We start from the raw sequence: 14,644 nt of genomic DNA, 5'->3' as shown, positions 1-14,644 counted from the left end.
CCCGTCTTCTGGGTGCGTTCGGCGCGCTTTCCGCTCGGTGACGCACACCCATTGACGTGACTTGGCGCGGACACGACCATTCCGTAAGTCGAAGTGAGAAATCGCTTTCCGCATGACGGAATCGGGGAGGCGCCCGTGTACGTCCAGGAACTCGAACCCGTCGCCGACTCGCTCGGGCTGTCCGCCCTCGTCGCGGCCCTTCCCCTGGTGATCGTCCTGGTCCTGCTCGGCGGCGTCCGCATGAAGGCGCACCTGGCAGGCCTCACAGGCCTCCTGGCGGCCGCTCTGGTCGCCTGGCTCGCCTACGGCATGCCGCTGGGCCAGACCGTCTCCAGCGCCGCACAGGGAGCCGCCTTCGGCCTCTTCCCCATCCTGTGGATCGTCGTCAACGCCCTGTGGGTGTACCGGATGACCGTCCGCACCCGGCACTTCGACATCCTGCGCCGCTCCTTCGGAAGGCTGTCCGACGACCCGCGCATCCAGGCCCTTGTCGTCGCCTTCTGCTTCGGCGCGCTCCTGGAGGCACTCGCCGGGTTCGGCGCACCGGTCGCGATCTGCTCGGTCATGCTCGTCGCCCTCGGCTTCGACCCGGTGCGCGCCGCGGTTGTCGCGCTGGTCGCCAACACCGCCCCGGTGGCCTTCGGCGCGATGGGCACACCGGTCGTGACACTCGCGCAGGTCACCGGGCTGCCGTTGGACGGCGTGGCGTCCGTGGTGGGTCGTCAGACGCCTTTGCTGGCCCTCGTGGTGCCCCTGGTGCTGGTCTTCCTGGTCGACGGCAGACGGGGGCTGCGCGAGACCTGGGTGCCCGCCCTGGTCTGCGGAATCGCCTTCGCCGTCGCCCAGTTCGCGGCCTCCAACTACGTCTCCGCGCAACTCGCCGACATCGGGGCCGCCTTGGCCGGAGCGGGCGCCCTGGTCGCCGTACCGCACGCGCGCGTACCGGCCGACGAGTCCGTACGTGCGTCCGTGCTGACCGGCGCGCGCAGCGAGGACCTCGACGAGACGGACACGCGCGGTGAAGTCCTGCGCGCCTACGCCCCGTACGCGCTGATCGTCGTGATCTTCTCCGTCGCGCAGATCCCGGCCGTCAAGGACTGGCTGGCGAAGGCGACCCGGACGTACGACTGGCCCTTCCTCAACGTCCTGAATCCCGACGGGGATCCGGTCGGCGGCAACCTCTTCACCTGGCCGATCGTCTCCACCGGCGGCACTCTCGTGCTGCTCGCTGGGATCCTGACGGCCCTCGTGCTCGGCGTGCACGCGCGCGTGGCGGTCCGTGAATGGGCGGCGACCGTCCATGAGTTGAGGTTCGCGATCCTGACCGTGACGTCCGTGCTGGCGCTCGCGTATGTCATGAACCTCTCCGGACAGGCCGCAACCATCGGCCACTTCGTGGCGGCCGCGGGTGCCGGACTGGCCTTCCTGTCGCCGGTACTCGGCTGGTTCGGAGTGGCCGTCTCCGGTTCTGACACCTCGGCCAACGCGCTGTTCGGGGCATTGCAGGTGACCGCCGCGCGGGAGTCCGGGCTCTCCCCGGAGCTGCTGGCCGCCGCCAACAGCTCGGGCGGGGTGCTCGGCAAGATGATCTCGCCACAGAACCTCACCATCGCCTGCGCGGCCGTCGGGCTCGCGGGCCGCGAGGGGGACCTGCTGCGCAAGGTGCTGCCCTGGAGCCTCGGACTGCTGCTGGTGATGTGCCTGATCGTGGTCGGACAGAGCTCACCGGTGCTGGGCTGGATGCTGCCCTGACCACCCCGACGCCGTCTGACCTCAGGTAAGGGCTCGGAGTCCACTCAGCTCCCGCACATCCCACTGTCAGTGGCCACGGGTAGTTTGTGGTGACCGACAGGACTTTCAGAAGGGTTGGCCGTGGCTGATCTGTCACAGCTCGTGAAGGCGTACGACGTGCGCGGAGTCGTTCCCGACCAGTGGGACGAGACGCTGGCCGAGCTTTTCGGTGCCGCCTTTGTCCAGGTGACCGGGGCGAGCGCGATCGTGACCGGCCACGACATGCGCCCCACGTCCCCGGGGTTGTCGCGGGCCTTCGCCCGCGGAGCGGCCGCCCGCGGCGTGGACGTCACCGAGATCGGCCTGTGCTCGACCGACCAGCTGTACTACGCCTCCGGCGCGCTGAACCTGCCGGGCGCGATGTTCACGGCCTCCCACAACCCCGCCCAGTACAACGGCATCAAGATGTCCCGGGCGGGCGCGGCCCCGGTCGGCCAGGACACCGGCCTCGCCGAGATCCGCGAACTGGTCGAGCGGTGGAGCGAGGCGGGCGCCCCGGAAGCCGCCGCCGGGACCGGCACGATCACGCAGCGGGACACGCTGGACGACTACGCGGCCCACCTGCGCTCCCTCGTCGACCTGACCTCCATCCGCCCCCTGAAGGTCGTCGTGGACGCGGGCAACGGCATGGGCGGGCACACTGTCCCGACGGTGTTCGCGGGCCTGCCCCTGGACGTCGTCCCGATGTACTTCGAACTGGACGGCACGTTCCCGAACCACGAGGCCAACCCCCTCGACCCGGCGAACATCGTCGACCTCCAGAAGCGGGTCCGCGAGGAGGGGGCCGACCTCGGCATCGCCTTCGACGGTGACGCAGACCGCTGCTTCGTCGTCGACGAGCGAGGAAACCCGGTCTCCCCGTCCGCCATCACCGCCCTGGTGGCCTCCCGCGAGCTCGCCAGGCACGGCGGCAAGGGCACGGTCATCCACAACCTGATCACGTCCTGGTCGGTCCCGGAGGTCGTCAGGGAGAACGGCGGCACACCGGTACGCACGCGCGTGGGCCACTCCTTCATCAAGGCCGAGATGGCGAGGACCGGCGCGATCTTCGGCGGCGAACACTCGGCGCACTACTACTTCAAGGACTTCTGGAACGCGGACACGGGCATGCTGGCAGCCCTCCACGTCCTTGCCGCACTGGGCGGACAGGACGGCCCGCTCTCGTCCCTGGTGGCCCAGTACGACCGTTACGTCGGCTCCGGCGAGATCAACTCCACCGTCGCCGACCAGACGGACCGGCTTGCCGCGATCAAGGCGGCCTACGAGGGCCAGGAGGGCGTACAACTCGACGAACTCGACGGCCTCACGGTCACCGCCCCCGACTGGTGGTTCAACGTCCGCCCCTCCAACACGGAACCCCTCCTGCGCCTCAACGCGGAGGCGAGGGACGAGGCGACGACGGCGAAGATACGCGACGAAGTACTGGCGATCATCAGAGCCTGACGGGACGTTGGCTGCCGGGGGTGCAGGGGGCGAAAACCGCGACGGCAACCCCCACCCGCCGACCTCGCCCCAACCCCGGCGCCCTCCTCTCCCCGGCGGTACCCTGACCAGGCACATCCGCACATGCAGCCGTACCGCCCCCGAAGGGAACCCCCATGCCGCTCGAAGCCGGCCTCCTGGAGATCCTCGCCTGCCCGGCCTGTCACGCCCCCCTCAAGGAGCAGGACACCGAGCTGATCTGCACCGGCCAGGACTGCGGCCTGGCGTACCCGGTCCGCGACGGCATCCCCGTCCTCCTCGTCGACGAGGCCCGCCGCCCCGCGTGAGCGCCCCGCTGCCGCCGTAGGCGAGACAGCGCCCCAGTTGCCGCAAGAGCGACAACGACACAGCGACCACCGGTGTCCCGGACCCGCGCGACCGACGACCCGGCGAAGCGACAACCCGGCGTCCCCGGAGACCCGGCGATCGGAGGCTGCCGCCCCATGCTCGACGAATCGCTGCTAGACACCCCCGAGGCACTCTCGGAGGCCGACCGCCGAGGCCTGCTCCGCGGCGCCGCAGAGGCAGGCGCCCGCGTCCGCACGGCAGCGCGCCATGCCGCCGAGGCGGGGGTGAACGACCTCAAGCCCGATGGCCGCCCCCGTGCCGTCCTCATCGCAGGGCCAGGTGCCGCCGCCACCTGCGCGGCCGACCTCCTCGGCACACTCGCCGGCGCCGGCAGCCCCGTCACCCGCCTCGCCCCCACCGGAGTTGCCCCCGCCGCGGGTGCCCTGCGCTGGGAACTTCCCGGCTGGGCGGGCTCGGTCGACCTGCTTCTGATCGCCACTCCCGACGGCGCCGAACCGGGCCTGTCCCTGCTCGCCGACCAGGCCTACCGACGCGGCTGCACGGTCGTCGCCGTGGCGCCCGGCCGTACCCCGCTCAGCGAGGCGGTCGAGGGCGCCCACGGCCTGTTCGTGCCCATGGCCACGGCCCCGTACGAGCAGGCCACACCCCTCACCGCATCCGCCCCCGGCGTCCTGTGGGCCCTGCTCACGCCGCTCCTCGCGATCCTCGACCGCACCGGTCTGCTCACCGCCCCGCCCGACACGCTCGAGAAGGTCGCCGACCGCCTTGACCACATCGCCGAGCGCTGCGGGCCCGCCATCGCGACTTACAGCAACCCGGCCAAGACCCTCGCCGCCGAACTCGCCGACGCGCTCCCGGTGATCTGGACCGAGGGCACCTCCGCGGGGCCCGCGGGCCGCCGTTTCGCCGCTGCCCTCGCCGAGCTCTCCGGCCGCCCCGCCGTGGTCTCCGAACTGCCCGAGGCCCTCGCCGCGCACAGCACGCTGCTCGCCGGGCCGCTGGCCGCCAGCGCCGACCCGGACGACTTCTTCCGCGACCGCGTCGAGGAAGCTCCCGCGCTGCACGCGCGCGTGGTGCTCCTTCGCGACCGTCCGATCGGCGGTCTCAGCGCCGCTCCGGCCGCCCGTGACCTGGCCCTCAGCCACGACACGCCGATCAGCGAGCTGGAACCGGAGTCCGGCGGCGAGATCGAGACCCTCGCGGAACTGATCGCCGTCACGGATTTCGCCGCCGTTTACCTGGCGCTCGCCTCGGGGGCCTGACGTCGCCCAGGACGCCCTGATCGCCGTACGCACAGAAAGAGCCTGATGGACCGCCTCGACAACACCATCCGCCCCTACGCCTGGGGTTCCACCACCGCCATCCCCGAACTCCTCGGCGTCCGGCCGACCGGTGAACCGCAGGCGGAGATGTGGATGGGCGCCCACCCGGGAGCCCCCTCACGCACCGGCCGGGGCACGCTCGTCGAGGTCATCGCCACAGACCCGGCGAAGGAGCTCGGCGCCGAGGCCGTCGCCAAGTTCGGCCCCCGGCTGCCCTTCCTGCTCAAGATCCTCGCCGCGGGCGCCCCGCTCTCCCTCCAGGTACACCCCGACCTCGCCCAGGCGAAAGAGGGTTACGACGACGAGGAGCGCCGCGGCATCCCCGTGGACGCGGGCCACCGCAACTACAAGGACGCCAACCACAAGCCCGAACTGATCTGCGCGCTCACCGAGTTCGACGGCCTGTGCGGCTTCCGCGAACCCGCGCGCGCGGCCGAACTGCTCGACGCGCTCGGCGTCGACTCCCTCAAGCCGTACGTCGACCTCCTGCACGCCCGCCCCGAGGAGGCGGCCCTGCGCGAGGTCCTGACGGCCGTCCTGACCGCCGACCGCGCGGAGATGGCCCACACGGTCACCGAGGCCGCGGCCGCCTGCACCCGCCTGGGCGGCGACCACGCCCCGTACGCCGACATCGCCCATCACTACCCGGGCGACCCGGGTGTCATCGCCGCGATGCTCCTCAACCACGTCCGACTCCAGCCCGGCGAGGCCCTGTTCCTCGGCGCAGGTATCCCGCACGCCTACCTGAGCGGTCTCGGCGTCGAGATCATGGCCAACTCAGACAACGTCCTGCGCTGCGGCCTGACCCCCAAGCACGTCGACGTCCCCGAACTCCTGCGCATCGTCCGCTTCGAGGCCGCCGACCCCGGCGTCCTGCGCCCCGAGGCGTCCCCCGACGGCGAGGAGGTCTACGAGACCCCCATCGACGAGTTCCGGCTCTCCCGCTACGTCCTTCCCGAAGGCGGCGCCACCCACGACCTGACCCGCCCGACCCCGCAGATCCTGCTCTGCACGGCAGGTTCCGTGCGAGCCGGGGAACACGAACTGAGCCCCGGCCAGTCGGTGTTCGTGCCGGCGGGCGAGAAGGCCGAGGTGTCCGGCGCGGGCACGGTCTTCCGGGCAACGGTGATCGTGTGACCGTGACATGTGATCGTATGACCGGGCCTGTGGACGGCTGAGACGTCCGTGCCGGGCGAGGCTGCAAGAATGGCCCCCGGCAAAGGACGGGCAAAGGCCTGGACGGGCACAGAGGCACTTGAGGCGAAGGGACAACGCGAGCAGATGAGCGCGTCAGGCGGAACCAAGGCGATCGTGGCGGCACTCGGCGCCAACCTCGCGATCGCGGCATCGAAGTTCGTGGCGTTCGCGTTCAGCGGCTCCTCGTCGATGCTCGCCGAGGGCGTGCACTCCCTCGCCGACTCCGGAAACCAGTTCCTGCTGCTGCTCGGCGGCAAGAAGGCCCAGCGCGAGGCCACCCCGCAACACCCCTTCGGGTACGGCCGCGAGCGCTACATCTACGCCTTCCTGGTCTCCATCGTCCTCTTCTCGGTCGGCGGCATGTTCGCCGTCTACGAGGGCTACGAGAAGATCAAGCACCCGCACGAGATCGAGCACTGGTACTGGCCGGTGGGCGTTCTCGTCTTCGCGATCATCGCCGAGAGCTTCTCCTTCCGGACGGCCATCAAGGAGTCCAACCCGCTGCGCGGCAACCTCTCCTGGAAGGAGTTCGTGCGTCGCGCCAAGGCGCCCGAGCTCCCGGTCGTCCTCCTGGAGGACTTCGGCGCGCTGGTCGGCCTGGTCCTCGCCCTCGGCGGCGTCGGCATGGCCCTGCTCACCGGCGACGGCGTCTGGGACGGCATCGGCACCCTCTGCATCGGCATCCTGCTCATCCTGATCGCCCTCGTCCTGGCGGTGGAGACCAAGTCCCTGCTGCTCGGCGAGGCCGCCGGCATCGAGGCGGTCCAGAAGATCGAGGCCGCCATCGTCGACGGCCACACCGTCACCGGCATCATCCACATGCGCACGCTCCACCTCGGCCCCGAGGAACTGCTCATCGCCGCCAAGATCGCCGTCCAGCACGACGACACGGCCGCCGAGGTCGCCTCCGCGATCAACGCCGCCGAGTCCCGCATCCGCGAGGCCGTCCCGATCGCCCGCGTCATCTACCTGGAGCCGGACATCTACAGCGAGACCGAGGCCGCCAAGGGCGCAGACCGGGAGGCGACCCCCGGGGGACCGGCCCAGCAGCCGACGCCCGGCCACTGAGGTTCTGCCGCGGTACGGATTTTGTGCTGTACAAGACGGGGCCCGCCGACTTTCTCGGCGGGCCCGTCGGTTCTCGGTGCTCCGGCAGCTACCGGACCTCGCTCAGCACCTCCAGCACCGCCCCCTCGTCCGGCGCCGCCATGAGCCGCTCCCGGAACCCGGGGTCCATCAGCTTGCGCGACAGCAGCGCCAGGATCCGTAGGTGTTCATCGCCCGCGGCCGCCTCCGGCACGGAGATCATGAAGATCAGCCTGGCCTTCGTACCGTCCAGCGAACCCCACTCGACACCCTCTGCGGACCGCGCGAACCCGACGACAGGCCCGGTCACCGCATCCGTCTTGGCGTGCGGAATCGCGATCTCCTCCCCGAGCCCGGTGGTTCCCTGCTCCTCCCGCCGCAAGGCGGTGGCGACCAGTTCGTCCAAGTCCGCCACCTTGCCGGTCCGGGCGAGCAGCTCGGCCATCTCCCGGATTGCGGCCTCTTTGTCACGGGCGTCGAGGGCGACCTTCACGGTCCGCTCGGTGAGATAGCCGGAGAGGACTTCACCGTCGGCTTCGGCGGCGGCTTTGGTGCCAGCGTCGGCGTTGGCCGTTTTGTCGGCGCCGGTGCCCCCGACGTTCGGCGTCCCGGTCGATACCGCCTCCGCGGCGGGCGCGCTCGACGAGGCCACCACCCGCTGAGCCACCACGGCACCGGCGGCTCCACCGGCCGCCGCACCGGCGCCCACCCCGACCAGCGCGGGCTCGAGCGGCCCGACCACGCCCAGTCCGGGCACCGGCGCCGCACCCTTGCGCCTCCGCTCGCTGACGTCGACCAACGTGACCGTCGTCAGCGCGGTGACCGCGGTGCCGATCAACACGGCCACGAAGAACATCGGCACCCCGCTCACCGCGCCCAACACCGCCACGATCGGCCCGCCGTGCGGCACCGCGTCCTCGACCCCGGCGACACCGGCGATCGCGCCGGCCACCGCGCCGCCGAGCATGTTGGCCGGAATCACCTGTGCGGGCCGCGCCGCCGCGAACGGGATCGCACCCTCGGAGATGCCGAAACAGCCCATGAACAGCGCGGCCAGACCGGTCTCCCGCTCCTGCTCGGTGTAGAGCCGCTTCCGTATCAACGTCGCCAGTCCCTGCCCGAGCGGCATGACCGGGATCGCGGCCGCACACATGCCCATGACCGTCTGGTTGCCGGTCGCGATCAGCCCGGTGCCGAACAGGAAGGCCGTCTTGTTGACCGGCCCGCCCATGTCGAACGCGATCATGAGCCCCAGAATCGCGCCCAGCAGGATCGCGCTCGTGCCCGTCATCCCGCTGAGCCAGTCGGTGAGGTGCTCGAACACCCAGGAGATCGGCTTCCCGATGACGTAGATGAAGAACAGCCCCAGCGTCGTGGTCGCCACGATGGGGATCACGATGATCGGCATGATCGGCTGCACGAACTTCGGGACCTTGACCTTCTTGATCCACAGCACCAGATACCCGGCGAGGAACCCGGTCACGATCGCCCCGATGAACCCGGCGCCCGCCTTCGAGTCGTACAGGTCACCCGTGTTCGCGATCCAGCCACCGATCATGCCGGGCACGAGGGCGGGCCGGTCCCCGATGGCGTAGGCGATATATCCGGACAGAATCGGCACCATCAGCGTGAAGCCGATGACACCGATGTTGTTGACGTCCATCCAGAAGGAGTCCTTCGGGATGACCAGGCCGCCGGACGGGTCGGTGTGACCGCCGAGCGAGAGGGAGATCGCGATCAGCAGCCCGCCGACCACCACGAACGGGATCATGTAACTGACCCCGTTCATCAGCGCCTTGTACGCGACGCTCCGCTCCTTGCCGCCGCCCGATGCCGATGCGGCCGGGGTGGCGCCCGCCGTGTGCACCGGCGCGGACCGCACCTGTTCGATCAACTGCTCGGGGTGGTGGATCCCTTCCGCCACCCCCACGGTCAGAACGCGCTTGCCCACGAAACGGCTCAGGTCCACGTCCTTGTCCGCGGCGATGATGACGCCGTCCGCACTGCTGACATCGTTGTCATCGAGGACGTTTTCAGCCCCGATAGAGCCCTGGGTCTCCACCTTCATGTCGATGCCACGGCTCGCGGCGGCCTGCGCGAGCTTCTCAGCGGCCATATATGTGTGGGCGATGCCGGTCGGGCACGCGGTCACCGCGAGCAGCTTCAACCGCTTCTGCTCGCTGCCGCCGCCCGTGGGGGGAGGTCCGGCCGGACTGGTCACGTCGATCTCCTCACGCCTTTGCACCGCGGAAACGCCGTCCCGGACGCCCCGCAGGATCGATCAGATCTTCCGATCTCTTCGCATCTCCCCTCACCTGCCCAGACCACCCAAGAAGCAAAAGTCCCCGGATGACCTGGTCTGTTGTCGCCCGTTCCGCAGTACTGAGCCATGTCGTCGCCGCAGTCACGGCACCCTGTCAGGACGACTGGCGGCACGTCGCCGGCGTCCGGGCCGGCCGCCCGTGATCGGCCTGATGTATGCGGAGGCGGACTGGGGTTGCCCCGGCCGACCGGTGTAGCTTGGGACGGAGCCAGACGTCGCTGCTGATGGCGGTCGGGCGGTTCGCACGCGGACTGGCCGAGGGAGAGAGGGCCTCCGACGGACTGCGCTGCGCGCACCGGGCATGCCTGTGTCCTCTTCGGGCACCCCTGTGTCCGCCGCCGCGCAGACCAGCAGTACTTCCGCGCCCCAAACCCGAGGAGCAGCACCACATGACGACTGTCGACAACCGACAGGACTTCAAGGTCGCCGACCTCTCCCTGGCCGAGTTCGGCCGCAAGGAGATCACCCTCGCCGAGCACGAGATGCCCGGCCTGATGTCGATCCGCAAGGAGTACGCCGAGACGCAGCCGCTCGCCGGCGCCCGCGTCACCGGCTCCCTGCACATGACCGTGCAGACCGCCGTCCTCATCGAGACCCTCGTCGCCCTGGGCGCCGAGGTCCGCTGGGCGTCCTGCAACATCTTCTCCACCCAGGACCACGCGGCCGCCGCCATCGCCGTCGGCCCGAACGGCACCGTGGACAACCCCCAGGGTGTCCCGGTCTTCGCCTGGAAGGGCGAGACCCTGGAGGAGTACTGGTGGTGCACGGAGCAGGCCCTGACCTGGCCGAACACCCCCACCGGCGGCCCGAACATGATCCTGGACGACGGCGGTGACGCCACCCTCCTCGTCCACAAGGGCGTCGAGTACGAGAAGGCCGGCAAGGTTCCCTCCGTCGACACCGCCGAGTCCGACGAGCACCGCTGCGTCCTCGAACTCCTGCACCGCACCATCACGGACGGCTCGCAGAAGTGGACCCAGCTGGCCTCTGAGATCCGCGGCGTGACCGAGGAGACCACGACCGGCGTTCACCGCCTGTACGAGATGCAGCGCGACGGGATCCTCCTGTTCCCGGCGATCAACGTGAACGACGCCGTCACCAAGTCGAAGTTCGACAACAAGTACGGCTGCCGCCACTCCCTGATCGACGGCATCAACCGCGCCACCGACGTCCTCATCGGCGGCAAGACCGCGGTCGTCCTGGGCTACGGCGACGTGGGCAAGGGCTGCGCGGAGTCCCTGCGCGGCCAGGGCGCCCGGGTCATCGTCACCGAGATCGACCCGATCTGCGCTCTGCAGGCTGCGATGGACGGCTACCAGGTCACGACCCTCGACGAGGTCGTCGACAAGGCCGACATCTTCGTCACCACGACGGGCAACAAGGACATCATCATGGCCTCGGACATGGCCAAGATGAAGCACCAGGCGATCGTCGGCAACATCGGTCACTTCGACAACGAGATCGACATGGCCGGTCTCGCCAAGATCCCCGGCATCGTCAAGGACGAGGTCAAGCCGCAGGTCCACACCTGGAAGTTCCCCGACGGCAAGGTACTCATCGTGCTGTCCGAGGGCCGTCTGCTGAACCTGGGCAACGCCACCGGCCACCCGTCGTTCGTGATGTCCAACTCCTTCGCGGACCAGACCCTGGCCCAGATCGAGCTGTTCACCAAGCCCGACGAGTACCCGACCGACGTCTACGTGCTGCCCAAGCACCTCGACGAGAAGGTCGCCCGCCTCCACCTGGACGCGCTCGGCGTGAAGCTGACCCAGCTGCGCCCGGAGCAGGCGGCGTACATCGGCGTCGAGGTCGACGGCCCGTACAAGTCGGACCACTACCGCTACTGAGCCGTACGGCACAGCAGCAGACCCTCCGAGGCAGGCCCCCGCACCCCCGTGTCGGGGGCCTGCCCCTTTGGCCTTGTGACCCTCGCCGTGTGACCGTCAGGCCGGACAGCCCGTCAGAACCCAGGACCCCCATGCCCCGCGGCCGTTATTCGCTCCACGATCCGCACGATCACACCCCCCTCGCAGAAGAACACTTCCAGTGCGCCCCCGGCCCGTCCGGTTGGCGCTACTTCTCCCAACTGACCACCCCCGCGGGCGATCACAGCGGCTCGGTCGACCTCACCCTCGACGAACTCGGCCGCCCCATCCGCCTCGAACTGCACGCCGCGAGCTGGCAGGTGCGCGGTGCCGCGCTCGACGGCGTCACCTGGGTCCGCACAGACCCCACCGGGGCCCACGCCACAGAAGGCAATGTCGCCGCACACGCCTTCACCGGCGCATCTCCCGCTTTCCTCGTCGCCACCACCCGTCTCCTGCGCCTCACTCCCTCCGCATCAGCAACCCGCGTACGCCTCGTGGCCTTCACGGACCCCGTCCTCGCCCCGCGCACCGTGGACCAGTCCTGGACCTTGCTGAAAAGAGAAACACACGCCACTGACAACGGCCCGCTGACCGTGGACGAATACCAGGTCACAGCCCTGGACACGGGCGAACAGCACACCGTGCACATCGCCGGCGACGTGGTCCTCGCGGCCCCCGGGATCGAGCTGGAGGACCTCGAATCACCGCCGTCGACGTTCCCTGCACCACCGCTGGACTGAAGCGACCTCAGACTTCAGCAGGTGTCCCCTCCCGCACCTGACATCAGCGGCGCCCGGTGACCCGCGGGATCACGCCGGCGGAACGAACCCGGACGCGGACCTGCCCTCCGGCGGCACGGCGGGCGCGGGCCCCTCCGGAGCCGCCTCGACGCCGTAGGAGGCAGGCGGCTGTGGAGACAACGGAGCAGCGGGCTGCGCCCCCGGATACGGGTAACCGCCCTGCACCCCGACCCCAGGGCCGGGCCTCGACGCAGGAGAGGGCCCAGCTTCCGTCGTGCCGCTGCCGTAGGCCCGCCGGGCCTCGCGGGCTTGCCGTTCCTGCACCACCGCCGCCAGATACGCGCCCGGCGGCACGTCCTGCGGCGCAGGAGTTCCCGTATGTGCCGCGAGATCGGACGCCAGCCGCTCCGCCATGGCCCAGCCGACCTGCGGGTCGAGTTGGTGCATCCGCGTCAGGTACTGACGGATGGCAAGCCACAGGCCATCGGGAACCGCCGACAGGTCGAGCCCGGAGAACCGGCCGGCGAGCCAGGGCGGAGGCGGCGGCAGGAATCCGCTGGGCCCCACCGGAATCCGCTCCCGCACGACCAGCGTCCCCGCGAACACGTCTCCGAGCCGACGCCCCCGCGCCGACACGAGCGAGGCGATACAGGCCACGACCCCGAACGTCATGAGAATCTCGATCACACCGATCGCGCCCCGCACCAGCGCGTGCCGGAAGCGGATGGGCCCTCCGTCGTCCCGGACCACGCGAAGCCCCACAGCGAGCTTCCCCAGCGATCGCCCATGGCTGAGCGTCTCGACCGCGATCGGACCGCCCACCAGTACGAGCAGGAACGCGGCGATCGAGAGCGCCACCTGGGCCGCGTCGTCCAAAGAAGCGGAAGCGGCCACCAGAGCGACGGTCACGGCGATGTACACGACCATGGCCACGATCAGATCGATCACAATGGCCATCGCCCTGCTGGGCAGCCTCGCAGGGCGCAGCTCAAGCGCCACCGCCTCGCCCGTCACGAGCTCACTCACGCCTGCTGTCCTTCCCCTGACCCGACCGGTCAACGGCCAGTCTGCCAAGCTGAGGGCGCATCGCGTCGCAGTACGACAAGCTGACACTCATGACGGACCGCCGACGATCAGCCGAGGAGCAGGCAAACCGATGGACCTCGACGTCTTCGTCACCGCCCACCGAGCCGAATGGGACCGCCTCGACGCCCTGCTCCGGCGCCAGCGCCGCCTCAACGGCGCCGAAGCGGACGAACTCGTCGCCCTCTACCAGCGCACCGCCACTCACCTCTCGCTGATCCAGTCCAGCGCCCCCGACCCGCAGCTCACCGGCCGGCTCAGCCAACTCGTGGCACGCGCGCGTAGTGCCGTCACAGGAACCCGCCGCGCCTCCTGGCGCGATGTCACACGCTTCCTCGCCTACGGCTTCCCCGCCGCCGTCTATCGATCGCGGCACTGGTGGGTGCCCACCGCGCTGCTGTCCACCGTCGTGGCAGCCCTCCTGGGCTGGTGGATCGGCACCCACCCCGAGGTCCAGTCATCCATCGCGGCCCCCAGTGAACTGCGCGAGCTCACCCGCCCGGGCGGCCAGTACGAGACGTACTACTCGAGCCATCCCGCGGCATCCTTCGCCGCCCAGGTCTGGACGAACAACGCCCAGGCGGCCGCCATGTGCCTGGTCCTGGGGATCTTCCTGGGGCTCCCGGTCCTCTGGATCCTGTTCCAGAACATGCTCAACCTCGGAATCGGCATGGGCCTGATGTCGTCGGTCGGCCGTCTCGACACCTTCCTCGGCCTCGTGCTCCCGCACGGCCTCCTCGAACTCACGGCGGTCTTCGTCGCGGCCGGCACAGGCCTGCGTCTCGGCTGGACCCTGATCGATCCCGGCCCTCGCTCCCGACGCACGGCACTGGCGGAGGAGGGCCGAGCAGCCGTGGGCATGGCGATAGGCCTCGCGCTGGTCCTGTTCGTTTCCGGCGCCATAGAAGGCTTCGTCACCCCCTCGGGTCTGCCCACCTGGGCCCGCATAACCATCGGGATCGTCGCCGAGCTGACCTTCCTCGCCTACGTCTTTGTCCTGGGCGGGCGAGCGGCGCGTGCGGGTGACACGGGCGACGTCGAGGCTGCCGAACGCAGCGCCACTGTCCCTAGCGCCGCCTGATGTGCAGGGGACCCTGCTGAGCTGCTACTGTCTCCTTCGCCCCACAGGAGCCGTTGACACGGAGCATGTGGGGAGGTAGATTCGAACAGTTGCCTGGAGCTGGGTTCATCCCGCTCGGTAGCAGTGAGTGTCTGTCTGCTTCTGGAAATCTTGATTTCAGAGAAGCCCCTTCCCGATGAAATTCGGAAACAGATGGCCGGTCAGTCCGGTCTGAAAGTTCTGATAATGTTGGGAACGCCGGAAAGGGAAACGCGAGAGCGGGAACCTGGAAAGCACCGAGGAAATCGGAACCGGAAACGGTCTGATAGAGTCGGAAACGCAAGACCGAAGGGAAGCCCGGAGGAAAGCCCGAGAGGGTGAGT

At 69.7% G+C, this 14,644-nt stretch carries 11 protein-coding genes; 9 read left to right on the top strand and 2 right to left on the bottom strand.

The window, feature by feature from the left end; translation table 11 throughout:
- The first annotated feature begins 135 nt into the window (after positions 1-135).
- The 6 genes from RNB18_RS47260 (at position 136) to RNB18_RS47235 (ending at position 7,169) form a co-directional block, all read left to right on the top strand.
- The gene (locus RNB18_RS47260; RefSeq protein ID WP_311720367.1) at positions 136-1,752 is read left to right on the top strand and encodes an L-lactate permease; all 1,617 of its coding nucleotides are present in this window, start codon (positions 136-138) and stop codon (positions 1,750-1,752) included.
- Positions 1,753-1,866: 114 nt separating this feature from the next.
- The gene (locus RNB18_RS47255; RefSeq protein WP_311720366.1) at positions 1,867-3,234 is read left to right on the top strand and encodes a phosphomannomutase/phosphoglucomutase; all 1,368 of its coding nucleotides are present in this window, start codon (positions 1,867-1,869) and stop codon (positions 3,232-3,234) included.
- Positions 3,235-3,389: 155 nt separating this feature from the next.
- Entirely contained in the window at positions 3,390-3,560 is a 171-nt protein-coding gene (locus tag RNB18_RS47250; RefSeq protein WP_007382472.1) for a Trm112 family protein, read from the top strand.
- A gap of 156 nt (positions 3,561-3,716) precedes the next feature.
- Complete coding sequence (locus tag RNB18_RS47245) at positions 3,717-4,844, top strand: SIS domain-containing protein (RefSeq protein ID WP_311720365.1); 1,128 nt, start codon at positions 3,717-3,719, stop codon at positions 4,842-4,844.
- Positions 4,845-4,889: 45 nt separating this feature from the next.
- Positions 4,890-6,041: a mannose-6-phosphate isomerase, class I gene (gene manA / locus RNB18_RS47240; RefSeq protein WP_311720364.1), complete on the top strand. Its 1,152-nt coding sequence runs from the start codon at positions 4,890-4,892 to the stop codon at positions 6,039-6,041.
- Positions 6,042-6,185: 144 nt separating this feature from the next.
- Positions 6,186-7,169, top strand: a complete 984-nt coding sequence (locus tag RNB18_RS47235; RefSeq protein ID WP_311720363.1) for a cation diffusion facilitator family transporter — start codon at positions 6,186-6,188, stop codon at positions 7,167-7,169.
- An 88-nt stretch (positions 7,170-7,257) separates the two neighbouring features.
- Here the strand turns inward: RNB18_RS47235 and RNB18_RS47230 are convergent, their stop codons facing one another.
- Positions 7,258-9,408, bottom strand: a complete 2,151-nt coding sequence (locus RNB18_RS47230; RefSeq protein ID WP_311720362.1) for a fructose-specific PTS transporter subunit EIIC — start codon at positions 9,406-9,408, stop codon at positions 7,258-7,260.
- A gap of 491 nt (positions 9,409-9,899) precedes the next feature.
- Here RNB18_RS47230 and ahcY point away from each other — a divergent pair, with 491 nt between their 5' ends.
- On the top strand, positions 9,900-11,357 hold the full coding sequence (gene ahcY, locus RNB18_RS47225; protein ID WP_311720361.1) for an adenosylhomocysteinase: 1,458 nt from the start codon (positions 9,900-9,902) through the stop codon (positions 11,355-11,357).
- 131 nt (positions 11,358-11,488) lie between these two features.
- A complete protein-coding gene (locus RNB18_RS47220) occupies positions 11,489-12,118 on the top strand; it encodes a hypothetical protein (RefSeq protein ID WP_311720360.1) in 630 nt (209 codons plus the stop codon).
- 69 nt (positions 12,119-12,187) lie between these two features.
- Here the strand turns inward: RNB18_RS47220 and RNB18_RS47215 are convergent, their stop codons facing one another.
- Positions 12,188-13,144, bottom strand: coding sequence for an RDD family protein (locus tag RNB18_RS47215; protein WP_311720359.1), 957 nt, complete (start codon positions 13,142-13,144; stop codon positions 12,188-12,190).
- Positions 13,145-13,274: 130 nt separating this feature from the next.
- Between RNB18_RS47215 and RNB18_RS47210 the strand changes: the two genes are divergently transcribed.
- A complete protein-coding gene (locus RNB18_RS47210; protein WP_311720358.1) occupies positions 13,275-14,282 on the top strand; it encodes a stage II sporulation protein M in 1,008 nt (335 codons plus the stop codon).
- Positions 14,283-14,644 lie beyond the last annotated feature (362 nt).

This window comes from Streptomyces doebereineriae (assembly GCF_031845645.1).
Lineage (GTDB): Bacteria > Actinomycetota > Actinomycetes > Streptomycetales > Streptomycetaceae > Streptomyces > Streptomyces canus.
This window is presented reverse-complemented; position numbering and strand designations above follow the sequence as displayed.

Bases quoted from the DNA above. Each gene is read 5' to 3' on its own strand.
- ahcY (WP_311720361.1), top strand. From the start codon at position 9,900: ATGACGACTGTCGACAACCGACAGGACTTCAAGGTCGCCGACCTCTCC.
- RNB18_RS47245 (WP_311720365.1), top strand. From the start codon at position 3,717: ATGCTCGACGAATCGCTGCTAGACACCCCCGAGGCACTCTCGGAGGCC.
- manA (WP_311720364.1), top strand. From the start codon at position 4,890: ATGGACCGCCTCGACAACACCATCCGCCCCTACGCCTGGGGTTCCACC.
- RNB18_RS47235 (WP_311720363.1), top strand. From the start codon at position 6,186: ATGAGCGCGTCAGGCGGAACCAAGGCGATCGTGGCGGCACTCGGCGCC.
- RNB18_RS47220 (WP_311720360.1), top strand. From the start codon at position 11,489: ATGCCCCGCGGCCGTTATTCGCTCCACGATCCGCACGATCACACCCCC.
- RNB18_RS47250 (WP_007382472.1), top strand. From the start codon at position 3,390: ATGCCGCTCGAAGCCGGCCTCCTGGAGATCCTCGCCTGCCCGGCCTGT.
- RNB18_RS47210 (WP_311720358.1), top strand. From the start codon at position 13,275: ATGGACCTCGACGTCTTCGTCACCGCCCACCGAGCCGAATGGGACCGC.